Here is an 18,539-nt window from a genome sequence, read left to right on the forward strand (position 1 = left end):
GGCACACTGGAGGGGGCCAAAATTAAGGCTAAAAAGCCCTAACGGCCCCCTCCGGTGTTCCTAGGGGATTACTCCCACTCAATGGTTCCCGGCGGCTTGGAGGTGACGTCCAGGACAACCCGGTTGACCCCTTCCACCTCGTTGGTGATTCGGTTGGAGATCCGAGCCAGCAGGTCGTACGGCAGGCGTGACCAGTCGGCCGTCATGGCGTCCTCGCTGGAGACCGGGCGCAGCACGATCGGGTGGCCGTAGGTGCGGCCGTCGCCCATCACGCCAACGCTGCGGACATCGGCGAGCAGCACAACGGGCATCTGCCACACTTCGTTGTCCAGGCCGGCTGCCGTCAGTTCTGCACGGGCAATGGCGTCAGCCTTGCGCAGCAGTTCCAGGCGTTCGCCGGTGATTTCGCCGACGATGCGGATACCCAGGCCGGGGCCGGGGAACGGCTGGCGGCCGACGATCTCGGCGGGCAGGCCCAACTCGGCGCCAACGGCACGGACCTCGTCCTTGAAGAGCGCACGCAGCGGCTCAACGAGCTCGAAGCGCAGGTCCTCGGGGAGGCCGCCCACGTTGTGGTGGCTCTTGATGTTGGCTGCACCTTCGCCGCCGCCGGATTCGACGACGTCGGGGTACAGGGTGCCCTGGACCAGGAACTTGATCTCTTCGCCCTCGGAGGCGGCCTCGGCCATGATGGCGCGTTCGGCTTCCTCGAAGGCGCGGATGAATTCGCGGCCGATGATCTTGCGTTTGGTTTCCGGATCGGAGACGCCGGCAAGGGCGTTCAGGAAGCGGTCCTGTTCGTTGGCAACGTACAGCTTGGCGCCGGTGGAGGCTACGAAGTCGGTCTCAACCTGCTCGGCCTCGCCCTGGCGGAGCAGGCCGTGGTTGACGAACACGCAGGTGAGCTGGTCGCCCACTGCGCGCTGCACGAGGGCCGCGGCAACGGCGGAGTCGACGCCGCCGGAGAGACCGCAAATGACCTTGGCGGTGCCGATCTGCTCGCGGATGCGGGCAACCTGCTCGTCGAGGATGGACGTGGCCGTCCAGTTCTTTTCCAGCTTGGCGCCGTTGAACAGGAAGTTCTCCAGGACCTTCTGGCCGAATTCGGAGTGCTTGACCTCGGGGTGCCACTGCACACCGAACAGGCACTTTTCCTCGTTCGCGAAGGCTGCAACGGGGGCGCCGGCGGAGGACGCGAGGACGTCGAAGCCCTCGGGTGCCTGCTGCACGCTGTCGCCGTGGCTCATCCAGGTGGTCTGTTCACCATTGGTGTCGCTGAGGATGGAACGGCTTTCGCCGAGGATCTGCACCTGGGTCGAACCGTATTCGCGCAGGCCCGTCTCGGCAACGGTTCCGCCCAGGGCGGCGGCCATGGCCTGGAAGCCATAGCAAATGCCCAGGACCGGGATTCCGGCTTCGAAAAGGTCGGCGCCAACGTTCGGCGCACCCTCTGCGTAGACACTTGAAGGTCCACCGGAGAGGATGATGGCAGCTGGGTTTTTAGCCAGCAACTGCGCAGTTGTATAGGTATGCGGCACGATTTCCGAGTACACATTGGCCTCACGCACACGGCGCGCAATCAACTGGGCGTACTGGGCACCGTAGTCCACAACCAGGACGGGCTTCTGGGAAGTCTGGGCCGTAGCGGGATTAGTCACCCCTCAATCTTACCCAATCAATTCCCACCCGCCCACGTGGGGCGTGCGGGAGTGAGGAGCGCCTCAGTAACGCTTGGGCGCCTGCGGGTTGGCGGCAATTTCCGCCATGGCCTGCTTGTGGACGCGGCCCTCGACGATGAACGACAGGAACGGCACCACGCCGCCCAGGGCGATGAGGACGAACTTCGGGAAGCGCCAGCGCATCATCGACCACAGGCGGAAGTCGGCGATCAGGTACACCACGTACATCCAGCCGTGCACGATCAGCACCGTGGTGGACAGGTTCACGCCACCGGACACCGCATCGATGGCGACAAAGCCGAAGCCGTGCGAGGCACCCGTGACGGCGTTTGTGCCGCCGGCCATGAGCACGCTGCCGAAGCCGTAGCGGACCACAAGTTCGACGGTCAGCAGCAACAGCATGATGCCTGTGGCGTAGGCGAGCACCTTGTAGAGCTTCAGGGCGCCCATGATCTGTGCGGGGGTGCCGCCGAAACGGCGCTTCGGTGCGGGACGCCCGGCGGTGGTGTTGGTGCGCTCTGCGGACTTGGGATCGGTCACTGTGTTTCCTCTTTAGCTGATTTGGTCTTGCACTGCGTCGTCGGACTCCCCGCGGTCCACATCAAAAAGTTCATCCTGCTCACGGCGGTATTCGTCGGCCACCAGGCGCCACCACAGGAATACCGCGAATCCGGCAAACACCACCCACTCGATCGAGTAGAAAATGTTCAGCCAGTTGATCTTGCCGTTTTGGTCAGTCGCCGTGACGGTAATCGGTACCAGGTCCCCCTGGCCGGCAACGGCGCCAACGTTCTTGCCGTTCACCACCTCATCGTGGGAGACCACAAAGGCGGCATATGTGGTGGTCTTCCAGCGGTTGGTCAGCTCAGCCGAGGATAGCGCGCCGACCTGGTCGGCGGGAAGCCCCTTGGACAGCACGGGGCCTTCCGAGTTCAGCAGCCGGCCCTCCACCGTGATGGTGCCCGAGGGAGGGGCGGTGGCCTTGGCAGGATCGGAAATCCAGCCGCGGGCCACGGGAATCACGATTTCGTCCGTGGCCGCAACGCCCTTGAGCTTGGGGGCGCCGTCCACCACGAAGGCGGTGACGACCCAGAAACCGGTGGCGCCGTCCTGGACGCGTGCCGTCACAATGACCTGCTTTGAGGCGTCAAAGTGACCCGTTGCCGTGACCAGCTGGCCCTCGGCGCTGCCCATGAGCGGCTGGCCGGGTTGGAGCGTGGACAGCAGCGGCTGGACCTTCTCCGTCACGGTGGGCGGGGCCACATCCTTTTCCATGGACCGGGAAAACTGCCACTGGCTCAGCAGGACAAAGACGGCCGCGACGACGAGGGCAAAGACCAGCGCGGCGATCCATTTGGGCTTGAGGGCAGTTTTTAACACACTACAACGGTACTTCGTAACTGTGTAGAACAACGAATGCCCCCCAGCCCGGCCCTGCGGCCGGGTGCTCTGCAGCGGCCGGCGGGGTCGCCGTCGGACGTGGGTCAGTGGTCGAAGAACACCAGGGTGGAGTTGATGAGTTCGGCGATGACCTCGGCGTCGTGGGCACGGCGCAGAGACTCGCGGAAGTTTTCCTTGAACAGCGAGCGGGCCAGGGTGGCCAGTACCTCCAGGTGCTCGGAAAAGGACGATGCGGGCGTGGCGATCAGCAGGATGACGGTGGCCGGTCCGTCGACGGCGCCAAAGTCCAGGCTGTGGCCGAACTTCGTGATTCCGACGGCGATCGAGGTCTCGGTGACGTAGTCGCTGCGGGCGTGCGGCATCCCGATCCCGCCCGGCAGGCCCGTGGCCATTTGGTGTTCCCGGGCGTTGACGTGCCGCAGAAAACCGTCGAGGTCGCTGATCCTGCCCTGTTCAAACAGCTTTGCGGCCAATTGGGCGGCCGCATCCTGTTTGGAGTCCGCGACCATCTCCAGGATCACCAGCCCGGGGTTGGTAAGTTCGGTCTCGTACCGCTCCAGCGAACCGGTTGTCATCAGTGCCTTTCAAGTGTTGATCTAGCTCAGCGGCACAATCCCGGGCGCACCCAGCCGTGCCGCATCCGCCGATTCGTCGTCGGGTTGTTGCTGGCTGAGCCGTTCGGCCTCAACCCGGGCCAAATAGTTGGCAACTTCATTGTCTTTTTGGGTTTCGCTCCACCCCAAAATGCCTCCCATCAGTCTAGCGACCACGGGTGCCGCCGCGACGCCGCGATCCCAGGCCTCGATGGAAATGCGGGTGCGCCGGGTGAGTACGTCATTGACGTGCAGGGCGCCCTCGTGGGTGGTTGCGTACACCACCTCTGCGCCCAGGTAGTCGTCGGCTCCGGGCAGCGGCTCCCCCAGTTCGGGCGTTTCCGTCACGAGGTCCAGCACGTCCCCCGCCATGGATCCATAGCGGTTGAGCAGGTGCTCCACCCTTGCCACGTGCACACCCGTCTCCTCGGCTGTACGGTTGCGACGGTTCCAGGCCGCCTTGAAGCCCGTGGCACCCAGCAGCGGGATGGTGTCGGTGCAGCTTTCCGGGACCTTCTCATCCAACGCCCGGGTTGCCTCGTCAACGGCGTCCTTGGCCATGACCCGGTAGGTGGTGAACTTGCCGCCGGCCACCACCACGAGCCCCGGAACGGGATGGGCGACGACGTGTTCCCGGGACAGCTTGGCCGTCGAGTCGTTTTCCCCGGCCAGGAGCGGGCGAAGGCCTGCGTACACGCCCTCCACGTCTTCCCGGGTGAGCGGGCGCTTGAGCACCTTGTTGACATGGCCGAGCAGGTAGTCGATGTCCGCGCTGGTGGCGGCCGGGTGTGCCTTGTCCAGTTTCCAGTCGGTGTCGGTGGTGCCGATGATCCAGTGCCGGCCCCACGGAATGACGAACAACACCGATTTTTCGGTGCGCAGGATCAGCCCCACGGTGGACTGGAACCTGTCCCGAGGAACCACCAGGTGGATGCCCTTGGAAGCCCTGACCTTCAGCTGGCCCCGGTCGGTGACCATGGCCTGGGTCTCGTCGGTCCAGACCCCCGTGGCGTTGATGACCTGCTTGGCCCGGATTTCAAAGGTTTCACCGTTTTCCTGGTTCACCACCTTCGCCCCGACCACCCGTTCACCTTCGCGCAGGAAGTCGACCACCTTGGTCTGGTTGACGGTGTGCGCACCGAAACTGGCGGCCGTACGGATCACATTGGCCACTAGGCGGGCGTCGTCGACCTGGGCGTCGTAGTAACGGATGGAGCCGATCATGGCGTCATCCTTCAGGCTGGGCGCGGCCCGCAGCGTGCCGCGCCGGGTGAGGTGCTTGTGCATGGGGACGCCGCGGCTGTTGCCGCTGGTCAGGCCCAGGGTGTCGTAGAGCAGGATGCCGGCGCCAACGTAGGGACGCTCGACGAACCGTTTTGCCAGGGGGTACAGGAACGGTACGGGGCGGACCAGGTGCGGGGCGATCCGTTGGATCAGCAGCCCTCGCTCCTGCAACGCCTCCTGGACCAGGGCAAAGTCGAGCATTTCCAGGTACCGGAGCCCGCCGTGGATCAGTTTTGAGGAGCGCGACGACGTCCCGGCCGCCCAGTCGTTGGCCTCCACCAGACCCACGCTTAGTCCGCGGGTCACGGCGTCGAGGGCCGACCCGGCCCCGACCACACCGCCCCCGACGATCAGAATGTCCAGTTCCCGGCCCGGTTCCGTGGAGGCCTTCAGCGCCGCGAGGTTTGCTTCCCGCGTTGCCGGGCCGATGTTGCCGTTGGGGTGGGGTGAAGCGGACATTTCGAACCTCCTGAAGATGGGACGAGCTGGCACTAAAAACCTTACGCGGTTGACGCTCAGAAAGGCAGGGGTTATTCCTGTGGGGCATTTGGGTGTTATGCGGAGCCCGGACCGTCATCAATAAGGCCGTGGTGGTAGGTGTTGCGTCGCTCACGCCGGAGGTGGTCCACACCGTAGCCGGGCGTGTATAGCGGAACTCCGCGGCGGAGCCTGACGGCCCAAAGGCCCTTGTGGATCAGGGTGTGGTGGTATCCACACAGCAGGGCCGCATTAGTCACTATTTGTTAGTCTGACCCCTATGATGACTCCCCGTTCGGCCGCGATATATGCCCGCATCTCCTCGGACCAGTCCGGGGAGGCCTTGGGAGTCAAACGTCAGTTGGAGGACTGTCGCGAGCTCGCGGTGAATCACGGCTGGACGGTCGGAGATGAGTATGTCGACAACGACATCAGCGCCTTCAAGGGGAAGCTGCGACCCCAGTACCAGCGAATGCTCGACGATCTTGCCGAGGGCTACCGGGACGCTGTGATCGTTTACAACATGGACCGACTTACCCGACAGCCATTGGAGCTCGAGGAGTTCACTCGATTGTGCGAGAAGGCAGGGGTGACGCAAGTAAAGTCCGTGACGGCTGACATCGACCTAGGAAACGATGACGGTCTCTTTGTGGCCCGTATCCTTGCGGCGATCGCGTCCAAGGAATCTGGTAGGAAGTCCCAGCGTCTCCAACGTAAAGCGCGCCAACTGGCGGAGCAGGGACTGCCCAACGGCGGCCACCATCGCCCGTTTGGCTATGAACAAGACCGCATAACGGTGAATGAGGCAGAAGCTGAGGTTCTGCGTCAGGCCGTGGCACGGTTCCTGGCCGGGGAATCTTCACGTTCGATCTGTATCTGGCTCAACAACGAGGGCGTTCAGACGACGGCTGGCGGTCCCTGGCAGACGGGGACACTTAACGCGATCCTGAAATCCGGTCGCATCGCAGGGCTGCGGGAACACAAGGGAGTTGTGGTGGCCGACGCTCAATGGCAAGGGATCATCACGCCAGCACAGCGGCAGCAGATTCTTGGCCATTTTGAAACCAAGAAGCGAACGAACACTCGCGCACCACGCCGATATGTACTGTCCGGCTTGTTGCGCTGTGGCAAGTGCGGCAACAAGCTATTTTCCTCCATCCGTGTTGACACCCGTCGCTACGTCTGCCTCTCGGGCCCGGACCATGGGGGATGCGGACGCCTCACGATCGTGGCAGCACCGCTGGAAGAATTCATCTGCGCTGCGGTACTCATGCGGCTCGATACTGCCGAGATGACGGATGCATTGACCGGACGCCGTGCAGTGGACGAGCGGCAAGGCAGCCTATTGGAAGCATTGGAGGCAGACCGTAGCCAGCTGAAGGAGCTATCCGAGCTCTGGGCGGCCAAAGAAATTTCAAGCGCCGAGTGGAAAGCGGCCCGCGGCCCCATTGAGGCAAGAATTCAGTCGACGGAACGACAACTCGCGCAGGCATCGAATTCAACAGCTCTGGACGGTCTGATCGGTACCGGCGGGCAGCTAACGGCCACGTGGGAGATGCTGAATCTCGACAGGCAGTCCGCGATTATCAAGGCCGTCCTGGACTACGCGACCATTCTGCCCGGGACGCTGGGTGCACGATCGCTGGACCCGGCCCGGATTCAGCCCGTGTGGCAGCTATGACGCCGCGGCGGTACTCCGGCCGCTGCCGCGTCCGTCCGTTCCGGGCGCGGCACCCATGAGCACACCAACCCGCGCGAGAACACCGGGGTCGGTCACATGCACCGGGACACCCTGGGCGGCGCAGTTGGCCTCGAGCCACTCAGCAAGCACTCTCTGATCGAGCATCAGGAACCCCACTGGGCCCAAATCGCAGGAGCACCAGACCAGTCCTCGACAGAAGAGGACGACCACTGAGTTTGCGGCGGACCGTTGAGATAGTCCGAGGCCTGCGCCAGAACATCAGCTGGAGAATCTCCACTGAGAGCGAGTTTGACCGGTTGGAACCCCTGGGCGACGTCATAGCGATGAAGCCCGAACACCTGCGAGGTCGGGTCCGTGAACGTCTTGGACACGTATTTCGACAGATAACCGGCCGCTTTGCGTGCCTCGGACAATTCCCCCGAACCCACCGGCAAGTCGCCCAGTAGCTTGATATGAACGTGCCCACGGCCCCAGGCTTCTTTGATCAGATGGCGGTGAATGAAGCGTCCGACGGCGAAATGGGCGTGTAGTCCATGGTCCGTCTTGTGCCATTCCGGAACCCATGCATAGGGCAACGGTGCTCCGCCGAGGTTCGCCCGAATGTCTCGGAAGAATGCGCCCAAATGGGTTCGCAATTCCTGGGGGTCATGGCAGCCGGTACCGGCATAGGTCAGTGTGCCGAGACGATTAAGGCGGTTTGCAGCACAGTAGCGTCGCAGTTTGGACCCAGCGCGCCGACCGGCTTCGGCAGCGGCGCGCTCAGGATTGGCTGCGGAACCTTTGGCAACGAACGACCGGTTGGGCTTGTACGACGAGCGGAACCCGCCGCCACCCTCACCGGCCTCCGGATAGAGAGAAAAGAACCAGCCGGCATCCGGAGCAATGAGCCGGCCAAGTGAATTACTGACAGCAGAAGTGGACATTGGGACCCCAAGGAACGAAACCGACAAGGAATCGCTGAAGCCACCGCCAGGTGAAAAAGGAAAGCGCTACGACAGGGGCATCAGCATCCGGTCTCGCTCCGGATGGGCCCTCTCTGTCTAAACCATGAGCATATTTAGGAACGTGGGCCTACCACGCTGCTCGGCCCCTCAGGAAGGCCACCTGCAATTAATGTATTCCCGGCCCTGAGTTGGTCCGCCGGGTACAGCAATGCCCTCATCATGCCACACGAATTACATGGCTGTCACTAGCCAATCCAGACGATGGTCCGTGCCTGAAATGGTCTGCGAGTTATGTTGCTATTTCAAGTAAAGGGCGGCGGCTTCGCCGCCACCTCCAGGCCACACATCCGGTTCGCATATTTTGGATGTGTGCCGTTACGCCTCAGCGTTGCGACCGTCCTCAGTATTAGGGTGAGTGTGTTCGCCACCAAAGGCGACGACCCAGATCTTGTCCGCTGACCCTATATTTTTCAATTCAAATTCTCGAACGCCTTCAAGAAGTGGCCAGTCGCGCCAACTCTCTCTCCGCAGTTCACCTGCTGAGATCATTGCCTTTACGAGCGAGTATGCGGCCGCATTATCATCGATCAGGGCCAGCTTTGCAAGGCGATATGTCCCCGAAAGTGTTGCCGTGTCCCATTCAGCGACTTCGATGCAGACACGCTCAGCTAGCCCCATTTTTTTCATGGCGATCCATTTGTTCACCATGACAATGAGTCGTCTTTCCGAGTCCTTGACAAAGCCCAAATGCCAGTCATTTAGACTGAAAACAGGTCTAAAGTAGCCAGCGGACAACAGGTCGAAGGATAGGTGTTCCAAGCGGTGACTGAGCTCTTCTAGGTCAACCTCGTTCGGAGCCATTTTTTGAAGCAATGAAAAACTCAACTTAACACCGGCGACTGTCAACTCATCCACAGAATTCTCTAGGTACTGAGTTCCAACATGGAGGCGATCACCCAATACGGGAAGCTCGGGACCCGAGACTTTGGATAAGTAGAATTTGTTGACGACACCACCGTTGTGAACCAGTAGATGCCTCCGTTGGAAGATCTCAACCAGGGCTCCAGCGTCCTCTGTAACTCCTGGCACTTTGATGTTTCTCTTCTTACCGAACCACTCCATCCAGTCATCAAAGCCACCACGGAGAAGAACCTCCGCCATGTTTTCGATGCAATGCTCTTGAAACTCTTCAATTGTAGAAAAAGGTTGGAGATCGGCAAACGAATATTTTTGGTCACTTGAGCGCAAGATTTCTGGCCTCAGGGTGAGAAATGCCCGTACGAGGCCCGAGACGAGTACTTCAAAATCGCTGACTGCACCCATGAGTAGTGAATTTCGAAGAAGTCGAGTTTTTAAAGGAGACCTACCACACTGGTCCCAAATATGGGAAGACTTGGGGAGATAATCAGGGTCGTTCGTAATTGCAAGAATTCCCATTCGAACATTCTCCGCCCAAGACTTTCTCATTTTATCAAGTTGTTTTGGACCGCCACCACTATTCTTGATCGATTTGGCGCGACTCATCCGAAGGTGAATTTGTGGATGTAGAAAGTCTGCAACAGCGCGATGAATCGAAGGATCGACACTCGGATATAGGCGTTTTCCTTGTAAGACATAGTCATCCTCGACGGCCGCGAGGGTCCTCAAATTTTCTTGCACGAATTCTTGGAGGCTTCTTAGTGCCCGCATCGCCTCCAAGAAGGCATTGAGGCGTGGAATAATTAGGCTATTTGCTGAATTTCTATTCTTCTGGTCCACAGTAGGAATTCTAGTGTGTACTGACGCAGATGTGGCGCATTTCACCAAGTTCAAGATCTATCAAGTTCCCGGTACTAGTCTCGCTCCAGAATCTCATTCCATGTCGGCTTTGGTTGCCCTGGGATCGCCACCCTGCTACTACACCGAGTACAAACCATCAAAGTACGCCCGTAGACGTCTTTTTCTCTTGGGAGATACTTGAAGTTGCTAGGTTGCCTGCAGACGTAGCACTTGTGATTTATGTATCCGGCTTTCATGCGGCCCACTATATCCATGAACCGGGTGCTGTGCTTCGATATGTCGGCGACAGGCCGGAACTGGTGCCTAGATGGACCGGTCAGCCCGGGACTCGAAACTGACTTTGAAGACCAGGTCTATCCGAAGGGGTCATATTTACAATTTGTCCCGTTGTCGAGGTTGGTCTCCCCGCCGTCCTGCCAGGGGATGATGTGGTGGGCCTCGCACATGGCTGCCGGTCGGGTGCAGTGTGGGAAGGTGCAGCCGATATCCCGGGCGATGATGAGCTTCCGTTGGGCGTCCGTGAAGTGCCTCTGGGTGCGTCCGACGTTGAGGATGGTGCTCCCGTCACCGAGCACCATGGTGGTCACGTCGGCGTCGCACAGCTCGGTTTCGAAGAGCGACAGATTATGCGGACCCGTGTAAGGCAGGAAGGCGATGCCGCCGCCCGTCCCCGCTGTTCTGTTCCGTTCAAGGTCGGCTTCCGTGGTTGAAATGACCAGCTGCGACTTCATTCCGCCTGCCACGGGAAGGAGCCCTGTGCGGGCGGCCAGCTTGACACAGTCAATGAGTCCGTCGAGGAGTCTCTGCCCATGCGTCCGCTTGTCCTGTACAGCAAGGTCGGTGCAATTGGGGTCGATGGGGTTTAGTCCGGGGAGTTCCGTGCCAGAACCGGGCTCGGGCACAAGGATCCCGTCCACCAGGTGCGGCCATGGAGCAGTCACAGCTGTGCCATCGAAAGCTGCCTCGGGGCCGGCGGTGCCGTCTTGCTCGGCCTCTGTGCTGGCTGTGCCGTTTCCCGTCGCCTTGGGGCTGGCGGGGTCGCCGTCTGCGCCCTTGGTGCCAGCGGCGCCACCGGAGGTACCGTCGATTTCCGCCTCGGAGTCCCGAGTGGCCTTGCGGGCAGTGCTGCGCGGGCCTTCGACTCCCATGCCGCCGTCCTTATCTGCCATGTGGCGGGCCGGCCGCTCCCCGTCAGGCGGCAGCGCCCAATCCGGGGGCTGCCCCTGGGGCAGCGGCCAGGACTTGGCCAAAGGCCGGAAGCCATCGGATGCTTGGCCCGAGGCGGGCGGCGCGCATGCCGCTGCGTGGAGGACCTCCCACAGCAGGCCCTGGCCGTCCGGTGCGCTGCCAGCCTTCTCGGCTTTGTTGTGCTCGGTGCCGCCGCAGTTTTGTATGCCGCCGGACCCGCTGACGGATCCGTTGCCGCCGTCAGTTGTGCCGCGGAAGCCGACGGACCCTCCGTCGGAATCGCCAGCACCGCCGGGCCCGTCCCCGCAGCCATCCTCCCCCACCGCGCATTTGTTGATGTCCTTGTGGCGGTTGGGGTTCGACGCCCAGCCGATGGCGGTCATGAGGGTTTCATATTGGGCGATGGTGAGGTAGCCGTCATAGTGGACGAGTCCGCGTCGGGAGTGGTGGAAGAAGATGCCTTGTTTGGCGGTCAACTCACCTTCCGTGGGTTTCTGCCCGTCCGGGTCCAGGAGGTCCAGGGCGCGGGTAGCCCCGGAACGCAGGAAGTCCGGGCCCTCCTTTTGCGCATAAGCGGTAAGCGTGGCCTCGAGGTCGTTGGCGGCAGTTTCCGGGATGCGCCCGGCGTCGGCAAGGGATGTGGCATCGTCGATGGAGGCGGATGCGAGGAGCGCCAGCTCCGGGGAAAGGTCACCGGCGAAAAAGGCGGATCCCAGCACCGGCTGGGATGGCGGTGTGACGACCGTGGTGAGCGGGTTTGTCGCGGGGAGGAAGTGCTTGGCAAGGCGGAGCCGGCGGTTAGCCTCGGCCCGGCTGATGCGAAGCGTGGTGGTGAGGAGGTCCGCCGGCGAGGTAGCCCCTGCGCTGTCGAATCGGCCGGCAAGTGACCGTGCGGCGACCTCTCCGGCGGCCTGGACCTGCAGGGCGGCAAGGAACCGTCCCAGGCATTCCAGATCCCGGGCCCAGGCAAGCAACTGCGGGTCACCAAGGGAACCAAGCCCACGCCGAGTGGAGCCACCGTGCCGCGTGGGACATCGGTGGAGGCGCCGGCGGGATCTTCCTCATGGATTGACGCCTCACAGGCTGCTGCATTCAGGGCTGCGGCCAAGGCGAGGAGTTGGTGAATGTGATCACCAACAGTTCCCGTCCCTGTGTGGATGCCGGTCGTACCCAGCAAACCTGCCATTGCTTCCATATAAAAACACTACGCGCAGGCACCGACATTTTTGGAAGATAATCCCTAGAAGTTAGCAACTACTAGTACAGGACAGCCTATGGAGGAGCCATTGCAGCCGTCGCACGGAAAAACACGGTCCAGAGCGCAAAAAAGCACCCCGGCTCACAATGAGCCGGGGCGCCTCAAACAAGCAAATACTACGGGGAGACCAGCACCTCAACGCGCTGGAATTCCTTCAGGTCCGAGTAGCCGGTAGTGGCCATGGAACGGCGCAGGGCGCCAATGAGGTTCGACGCGCCGTCAGCCTGGTGGGCCGGGCCGAAGAGCACCTCTTCCAGGGTTCCCACGGTGCCCATCCGCACGCGGTGGCCGCGGGGCAGCTCCTGGTGGTGCGCCTCCGCACCCCAGTGCCAGCCCTGGCCGGGTGCTTCCTCGGCGCGGGAAAGCACGGCGCCGAGCATGACGGCGTCGGCGCCCATGGCGATGGCCTTGACGATGTCGCCGCTGGAACCCATGCCGCCGTCGGCAATGACGTGAACATAGCGTCCGCCGGACTCGTCCATGTAGTCGCGGCGGGCCGCGGCCACGTCGGAGATGGCGCTGGCCATGGGTGAACGGATGCCCAGGGCGCGGCGGGTGGTGGTGGATGCTCCCCCGCCAAAGCCGACAAGCACGCCGGCGGCACCGGTGCGCATGAGGTGCAGGGCCGGGGTGTACCCGGCCGCGCCGCCAACAATTACGGGCACGTCGAGCTCATAGATGAACTGCTTGAGGTTCAGCGGTCCGGTGGTCTTGGAGACGTGCTCGGCCGAAACAGTGGTCCCGCGGATCACGAAGATGTCGACGCCGGCGGCCACCACGGTCTTGTAGAACTCCTGCGTGCGGCCCGGCGTCAGCGAACCGGCAACGGTCACGCCTGCGGCACGGATCTCGGCCAGGCGCTGGGTGATCAGCTCCGGCTGGATCGGGGCGCTGTAGAGCTCCTGCAGGCGCCGGGTGGTGTTGGGCTCGACGACGGAGCCCTCGAGCGTGGCGATCTCGTCAAGGACGGGCTGCGGGTCCTCGTACCGGGTCCAGAGGCCCTCGAGGTCCAGCACGCCCAGGCCGCCCAGCTTGCCCATGGCAATGGCTGTTGCCGGGGACATGACGGAGTCCATCGGCGCGCCAATGACGGGCATCTCAAACTGGTAGGCGTCGATCTGCCACTTTACCGACACATCTTTGGGGTCACGGGTCCGTCGGGACGGGACGATCGCGATGTCATCGAGGGAGTATGCACGACGTCCACGCTTGCCACGGCCAATCTCAATCTCATAAGTCACGCCCCTAGCCTATCCCAGGCACCGCCCGAGCCCACCAAGCAGTCCGTCGCACGGACCGGCGTCGAACCTGGCGAGCGCCGCGGCAAGCTCGCCGCAACCGCGCCCGGCAAAGCGGGCATGGTGAGTTGTCCCCATCGCGTGCGGCTGGCCGCACACCTACGCTGGGGACTGCGTATCCCATGTCCCGACACTCCCGATTCCGCAAAGGCAGGGCCCTCATGGCTGACGGTTTGATCGGCGCCGACCCGCAGCAGCTGCGCGATCTCGCCAAGACGCTGGAGACCTCGGGCAATACGCTCAAGCAACTGTCCATGACCCTGCACGGCAGCATTTCCTCGGCCCGCTGGAACGGATCCGACAGCGAGAGGTTCCGCGGCCAGTGGAACAACGGGATGCGCCTGAAGCTGCGCACCACGGGTGAATCACTCACCGACTATTCCGCCATCCTCACGGCCCAGGCCAAGGAGCAGGAACAGGCCAGCGCGGACACCGGCGCGGCCGGCACGCCAGGTGGCACTGCCGGCAGTCCCGGCTCGTGGTGGGACCCCAACAAACCAGGGTGGACCGCCGGCGGCGCGCTCGGGGAGCAGTTGGGCCTGGACTTTGGCGCCTGGAACACCGGGCTGGGCCTGGGTGCCGGCGCCCTGGGTGTGGCCAGCGGCGTCAAACTCCTCCAGGCCGAAAAGGCGGCCCTGCTGGCCGATTCACCCAAATTCCTCAGCTGGCTGCGTGCCGCAAAACTGGCCGACGGTGTTCAAGGCGCCGGGGTTCTGCGGGCACTGAACGCGGCAACCCGAATCGGCCAGGCCGGGTCGGTCGTGGGGATGGGCATGGGTGCTCTGGACATCTACGCCGGCATCCAACAGAACGACGGCTACCGCGTGGCCGACGGCGCCATCACCACGGTCCTGAGCGCCGTGTCCCTGGTTCCCGGCCCCGTGGGGTGGGTCGCTGCCGGGTTGGGCGCCGGGTGGGCGATTGGGCAGTATTTCTCCGGGGACGTTCCCCTGAGCAAGCGCATCGTCGACTTTGGCGCGGACGTTGGAAAGGGCACGGTCGAGGTGGTCAACAAGATTGGCGACGCCGGCGGCAAGGTCCTGGACGATATCGGCAAGGGCGCCTCCAACGTGTGGCACGCCTTCGGGTTTTGACGTCGGCCAGCGGCGGTACCGAAACCACGGCTTTGAACAGAAAATGAGAAACCACAAATGACGGAGAACCCCACAGTGTCTACCATCACCCTTGAAACTTCACAGGCCAACGTCACGGGTCCGGCCACGGACAACTCCCAGGTGGCCCTGACGGCGCATGAGATCCTCACCTTGCTGTCGTTGAACATCGGCCCTTCGGCCACCGCATCCCGCGAACTGTTTCGCCTGCCCGACCGTGCCGATGACGCCGAACTGATGGAGATGGGCATGAGCACCCTCCTGGTCCGGGGCCTGGGCGTCCTGGAGGACGAGGAGTTCTCCCCGTCGGGCCCGGCCTTTGGCATTGCCGCGAGCCTGACCACGGCGGTGGAGTGGATTGAATTGGGCATCGTGGCCGGTCCGGCAACCCACGCCTATTTCCTGGTGGGCTCCCCGGCGGGCAACCTGGTGGTCTCCGTGGACCGTCTGAGCATCTTTGGCTTCCGTCCGCTCAACGACTCAACCCCGTTGCTGGAGCAGGCAATTTCACTGACCCGGAACGCTTTGGCAGATCCGTCCCTGGCCAAGCCGGCAGTCGTGATCACCCAGCACGTGGGACTTGGCGGGGAGGACACCACCGCCAGCATCCGGGTGGCCGCCGACGGCAGCACGGCCCTGGCGGGATCACCCCTGACGGCCGACGGCGGCCTGAGCGAAATCGACATCACGGACGCGGATCTGTATGAGAAGTACGGGCAGTCGCTGGCGTTCTAGGGTCGCCCGCCAGCGCTGCCCCAGGCTGCCCGCCGCGGTCTTGGTGGCGTACCATTCATCCCAAGGACGCCCTCATCCCCAGGGAGCCTCAACACCCCACCACAAGGAGCATCGCAGCAGCATGTCGTTGTCATTTGGCAGCATCACCCCGCGCCCCGTCCCCGACGCCGTGACGGAAGAAACGCTGGCCAAGCTGGCAGTCCCCGTGGCCCGCCGGCTGGCGTTTGTGCTCGCGCTGCTTGCCTTTGGCGTCGCCCTGCTCGTGATCGCCGTCATTCTCGCCGCCACCGGCTACCTTGCGGGCGGCCCCGGGGCCGCCGGCGCCTTTGGCACGGTCCTTGGTTTTGGGATAGCTTGCTCGGCCGCCGCCGGCATCCTCGCGTGGGCCTTCAGCAGGCGAAAGACGCTGCTCCGCCCCCGGGCTGTCATGGCCCCCAAGACGCCGGAGACGGTTGCCGATGCCTGGATCGGCGTCGGGATCATGGCGTTCATCGCCGTGGTCGTCATGGTGTTGGCGGCAATCTTCGGGGGCCCCACCTGGGCCAGCAAGGCGCACAACGTGGTCACCCTGCTCCCCCTGGCCCTGATCGGACCGGGCGCCGTTGCCGCACTATTCCTCATCACCGGGTACACCGTGGGACACCGGGATGCTGTTTTTACCCGCTGGCTGGCCCGGCGCCCGCTCGCACAGGCCGAATACGCCGAACTCCGCAGCCAGATCAAATAGGAGCCCGCTCGGCCGGTACCGCGTGCCGGCCTCCCCAACCTCGCTCCGCTCGGTCGGGGCCCCTCGGCCGGTACGCTTGGCGCATGAGTGAAACTGAACTGCGCATGACCGACCACGAGATCCTGGCCCTGCTGTCCATGACGCCCACGGAATCGGCCGGCACCACGCTGGGCCTCTTTGGCCTGGACGGTCACACCGGCAACGAGCTGCTGACCAACGCCGGGCTCAGCACCCTCATGGTCCGGGGGCTTGCTGAACCGCAGGGCGGGCGGATCGTCCCCGTGGAGCGGGCCGCCATCGTGGGCACGGTGTTGTCCCAGGCCCAGGAATGGTTGAAGATCTCACTCGCCACTCCGTCCACGGATCACGCCCTGGTCATGTCCGGCTCCAACGTGGGTGCCGTGCTGCTGAGCCTGGGCCCCTACGGCGTCCACGACATCCAGCCCATCGAATCCGGGCCGGCCATGTTGGCGCTGGCCCTCCACCTGTGCCGCGAATACCTCCAAGGCGCGGCCGAGGGCCTGCCCGCGACCGCCGTGATCGAGCGCCTGAACGTCGGCAAGGACACCGTCTCTGCCACCCTGACCGCGCTCGAATCCGGCGACTGGACCATGCACACCAACGACGGCTCCGAGCAATCCGTACCCGCCGCGACCGCCGTCGACTCCCTGGGTGCCGCCCTCGCGGCCTAACCCCATTAACCAACGACGGCGGTCCCGCACCTTGGATGCCAAGGTGCGGGACCGCCGTCGTTCTTCTAAAAACGGGTGCTAAGACCCTAGAGGGTTGGGATTACTTCGAACCGTAGTTCGGCGCCTCGACCGTCATCTGGATGTCGTGCGGGTGCGATTCCTTCAGGCCGGCAGCCGTGATGCGGACGAACTTGCCGCGGGCCTTCAGCTCGGGGATGGTCGGGGAGCCGACGTAGAACATGGTCTGGCGCAGGCCGCCCACGAGCTGGTAGGCCACGGAGGACACGGGGCCGCGGTAGGCGACACGGCCCTCGATGCCTTCGGGGATGAGCTTGTCGTCGCCGGAGACATCGGCCTGGAAGTAGCGGTCCTTGGAGTAGGAGGTGTTCTTGCCGCGGGACTGCATGGCGCCCAGCGATCCCATGCCGCGGTAGGCCTTGTACTGCTTGCCGTTGATGAACACCAGGTCCCCGGGGGACTCTTCCGTGCCGGCCAGAAGCGAGCCGAGCATCACGGTGTCGGCGCCGGCCACGAGGGCCTTGCCGATGTCGCCGGAGTACTGCAGGCCGCCGTCGGCAATCAGCGGCACGCCGGCCGGGATGGCGGCCTTGGCGGATTCGTAGATGGCAGTGATCTGCGGGACGCCGACGCCGGCAACCACGCGGGTGGTGCAGATGGAGCCCGGGCCGACGCCGACCTTGATGCCGTCGGCACCGGCGTCGATCAGCGCCTGGGCGCCTTCACGGGTGGCAGCCTGGCCGCCGATGACGTCGACGTGGGCTGCGCGCTTTTCGCTCTTCAGGCGTGCAATCATTTCCAGCACGCCCTGGCTGTGGCCGTTGGCAGTGTCGACGAACAAGGCGTCAACACCGGCGTCGATCAGGGTCATGGCGCGCTCGAAGCCGTCGCCGAAGAAGCCGATCGCGGCACCGACGCGCAGGCGGCCGCCGTCGTCCTTGGTGGCCAGGGGGTACTGCTCGGCCTTGGCGAAGTCCTTGACGGTGATCAGCCCGCGCAGCACGCCGGCGTCGTCCACCAAGGGGAGCTTTTCAATCTTGTTCTGGCCCAGCAGCTTCGAGGCTTCCTCGCGGCTGATGCCGACGCGGCCGGTGATCAGCGGCATGTGGCTCATGACGTCGCGGACCAGGCGCTGGGAGTATTCGTTCTCCGGGATGAACACGGTGTCGCGGTTGGTGACGATGCCCACGAGGCGGCCGTCGGCGTCGACCACGGGCAGGCCGGAGACGCGGAAGCGGGAGCACAGCTCGTCGAGCTCGGCCAGCGTGGCGTCGGGGCCAACCGTGACCGGGTTGGTGATCATGCCGGACTCGCTGCGCTTGACCAGGTCAACTTCCTCGGCCTGGCGCTCAATGGAGAGGTTGCGGTGCACAACCCCCAAACCGCCCTGGCGGGCCATGGCAATGGCCATGCGGGATTCCGTCACGGTGTCCATGGCGGCGGAGAGCAACGGCGTCTGCACCGTGATCCGCTTGGAAACGCGCGAGCTGGTGTCGGCGTCGGACGGGATGACGTTGGTGTGCCCGGGCAGGAGCAGGACGTCGTCATACGTCAGGCCAACGAAGGCGAAGGGGTCATGAATTTCAGGCTGGGACACGAAGGCTCCTTGGCGGGGGTAGAACCGGCGGGGTGCGCATCCGATGACCGGGCCC

At 63.6% G+C, this 18,539-nt stretch carries 16 protein-coding genes; 5 read left to right on the top strand and 11 right to left on the bottom strand.

All coding sequences use genetic code 11. The features are described 5' to 3' along the window. Window positions 1–68: 68 nt before the first annotated feature. From guaA to AL755_RS18300, 5 genes are all read right to left on the bottom strand, one after another. Window positions 69–1,658: a glutamine-hydrolyzing GMP synthase gene (gene guaA, locus AL755_RS18280; protein ID WP_054012224.1), complete on the bottom strand. Its 1,590-nt coding sequence runs from the start codon at window positions 1,656–1,658 to the stop codon at window positions 69–71. 63 nt (window positions 1,659–1,721) lie between these two features. After that, a complete protein-coding gene (locus AL755_RS18285; RefSeq protein WP_054012225.1) occupies window positions 1,722–2,219 on the bottom strand; it encodes a DUF3817 domain-containing protein in 498 nt (165 codons plus the stop codon). Between the two features lie 12 nt (window positions 2,220–2,231). Then, window positions 2,232–3,059: an SURF1 family protein gene (locus AL755_RS18290; RefSeq protein WP_054012226.1), complete on the bottom strand. Its 828-nt coding sequence runs from the start codon at window positions 3,057–3,059 to the stop codon at window positions 2,232–2,234. A 104-nt stretch (window positions 3,060–3,163) separates the two neighbouring features. Further along, the gene (locus tag AL755_RS18295; protein WP_054012227.1) at window positions 3,164–3,655 is read right to left on the bottom strand and encodes a PTS sugar transporter subunit IIA; all 492 of its coding nucleotides are present in this window, start codon (window positions 3,653–3,655) and stop codon (window positions 3,164–3,166) included. Between the two features lie 21 nt (window positions 3,656–3,676). Then, window positions 3,677–5,416 carry a glycerol-3-phosphate dehydrogenase/oxidase gene (locus AL755_RS18300; protein WP_054012228.1) on the bottom strand — a complete coding sequence of 580 codons (1,740 nt, stop codon included), beginning with the start codon at window positions 5,414–5,416 and terminating at the stop codon, window positions 3,677–3,679. A 298-nt stretch (window positions 5,417–5,714) separates the two neighbouring features. On the opposite strand from AL755_RS18300, the gene AL755_RS18305 reads away from it, so the two are divergent. After that, on the top strand, window positions 5,715–7,115 hold the full coding sequence (locus AL755_RS18305; RefSeq protein ID WP_192841633.1) for a recombinase family protein: 1,401 nt from the start codon (window positions 5,715–5,717) through the stop codon (window positions 7,113–7,115). On the opposite strand, the gene AL755_RS23635 is transcribed toward AL755_RS18305, so the two are convergent. The 5 genes from AL755_RS23635 to AL755_RS18330 form a co-directional block, all read right to left on the bottom strand. Then, entirely contained in the window at window positions 7,110–7,280 is a 171-nt protein-coding gene (locus AL755_RS23635) for a hypothetical protein (protein WP_192841634.1), read from the bottom strand. The genes AL755_RS18305 and AL755_RS23635 overlap by 6 nt on opposite strands. Beyond that, complete coding sequence (locus tag AL755_RS22620; RefSeq protein WP_082369408.1) at window positions 7,280–8,059, bottom strand: rolling circle replication-associated protein; 780 nt, start codon at window positions 8,057–8,059, stop codon at window positions 7,280–7,282. Before AL755_RS22620 ends, AL755_RS23635 begins: the two co-directional genes overlap by 1 nt. A 396-nt stretch (window positions 8,060–8,455) precedes the next feature. After that, window positions 8,456–9,838 carry a hypothetical protein gene (locus AL755_RS23335; RefSeq protein ID WP_150117175.1) on the bottom strand — a complete coding sequence of 461 codons (1,383 nt, stop codon included), beginning with the start codon at window positions 9,836–9,838 and terminating at the stop codon, window positions 8,456–8,458. 374 nt (window positions 9,839–10,212) lie between these two features. Beyond that, the gene (locus AL755_RS18325; protein ID WP_054012232.1) at window positions 10,213–12,021 is read right to left on the bottom strand and encodes an HNH endonuclease signature motif containing protein; all 1,809 of its coding nucleotides are present in this window, start codon (window positions 12,019–12,021) and stop codon (window positions 10,213–10,215) included. Between the two features lie 400 nt (window positions 12,022–12,421). After that, the gene (locus AL755_RS18330; protein WP_054012233.1) at window positions 12,422–13,546 is read right to left on the bottom strand and encodes a GuaB3 family IMP dehydrogenase-related protein; all 1,125 of its coding nucleotides are present in this window, start codon (window positions 13,544–13,546) and stop codon (window positions 12,422–12,424) included. Window positions 13,547–13,764: 218 nt separating this feature from the next. Between AL755_RS18330 and AL755_RS18335 the strand changes: the two genes are divergently transcribed. From AL755_RS18335 to AL755_RS18350, 4 genes are all read left to right on the top strand, one after another. Beyond that, window positions 13,765–14,697 (top strand): hypothetical protein, encoded by a 933-nt coding sequence (locus AL755_RS18335; protein WP_054012234.1) that lies wholly within the window; start codon window positions 13,765–13,767, stop codon window positions 14,695–14,697. Between the two features lie 75 nt (window positions 14,698–14,772). Further along, a complete protein-coding gene (locus tag AL755_RS18340; RefSeq protein WP_150117176.1) occupies window positions 14,773–15,450 on the top strand; it encodes a hypothetical protein in 678 nt (225 codons plus the stop codon). 121 nt (window positions 15,451–15,571) lie between these two features. After that, window positions 15,572–16,177, top strand: coding sequence for a hypothetical protein (locus AL755_RS18345; RefSeq protein ID WP_054012236.1), 606 nt, complete (start codon window positions 15,572–15,574; stop codon window positions 16,175–16,177). Window positions 16,178–16,260: 83 nt separating this feature from the next. Beyond that, entirely contained in the window at window positions 16,261–16,869 is a 609-nt protein-coding gene (locus tag AL755_RS18350) for a hypothetical protein (RefSeq protein WP_150117177.1), read from the top strand. 100 nt (window positions 16,870–16,969) lie between these two features. On the opposite strand, the gene guaB is transcribed toward AL755_RS18350, so the two are convergent. After that, complete coding sequence (guaB, locus tag AL755_RS18355; RefSeq protein ID WP_054012238.1) at window positions 16,970–18,484, bottom strand: IMP dehydrogenase; 1,515 nt, start codon at window positions 18,482–18,484, stop codon at window positions 16,970–16,972. Window positions 18,485–18,539: the final 55 nt, after the last annotated feature.

The organism is Arthrobacter sp. ERGS1:01 (assembly GCF_001281315.1).
GTDB lineage: Bacteria > Actinomycetota > Actinomycetes > Actinomycetales > Micrococcaceae > Specibacter.

Coding starts and splice junctions, on each gene's coding strand:
- AL755_RS18295 (WP_054012227.1), bottom strand. CDS start 3,655: ATGACAACCGGTTCGCTGGAGCGGTACGAGACCGAACTTACCAACCCC.
- AL755_RS18300 (WP_054012228.1), bottom strand. CDS start 5,416: ATGTCCGCTTCACCCCACCCCAACGGCAACATCGGCCCGGCAACGCGG.
- AL755_RS18305 (WP_192841633.1), top strand. CDS start 5,715: ATGATGACTCCCCGTTCGGCCGCGATATATGCCCGCATCTCCTCGGAC.
- AL755_RS23635 (WP_192841634.1), bottom strand. CDS start 7,280: ATGCTCGATCAGAGAGTGCTTGCTGAGTGGCTCGAGGCCAACTGCGCC.
- AL755_RS22620 (WP_082369408.1), bottom strand. CDS start 8,059: ATGTCCACTTCTGCTGTCAGTAATTCACTTGGCCGGCTCATTGCTCCG.
- AL755_RS18335 (WP_054012234.1), top strand. CDS start 13,765: ATGGCTGACGGTTTGATCGGCGCCGACCCGCAGCAGCTGCGCGATCTC.
- AL755_RS18345 (WP_054012236.1), top strand. CDS start 15,572: ATGTCGTTGTCATTTGGCAGCATCACCCCGCGCCCCGTCCCCGACGCC.
- AL755_RS18350 (WP_150117177.1), top strand. CDS start 16,261: ATGAGTGAAACTGAACTGCGCATGACCGACCACGAGATCCTGGCCCTG.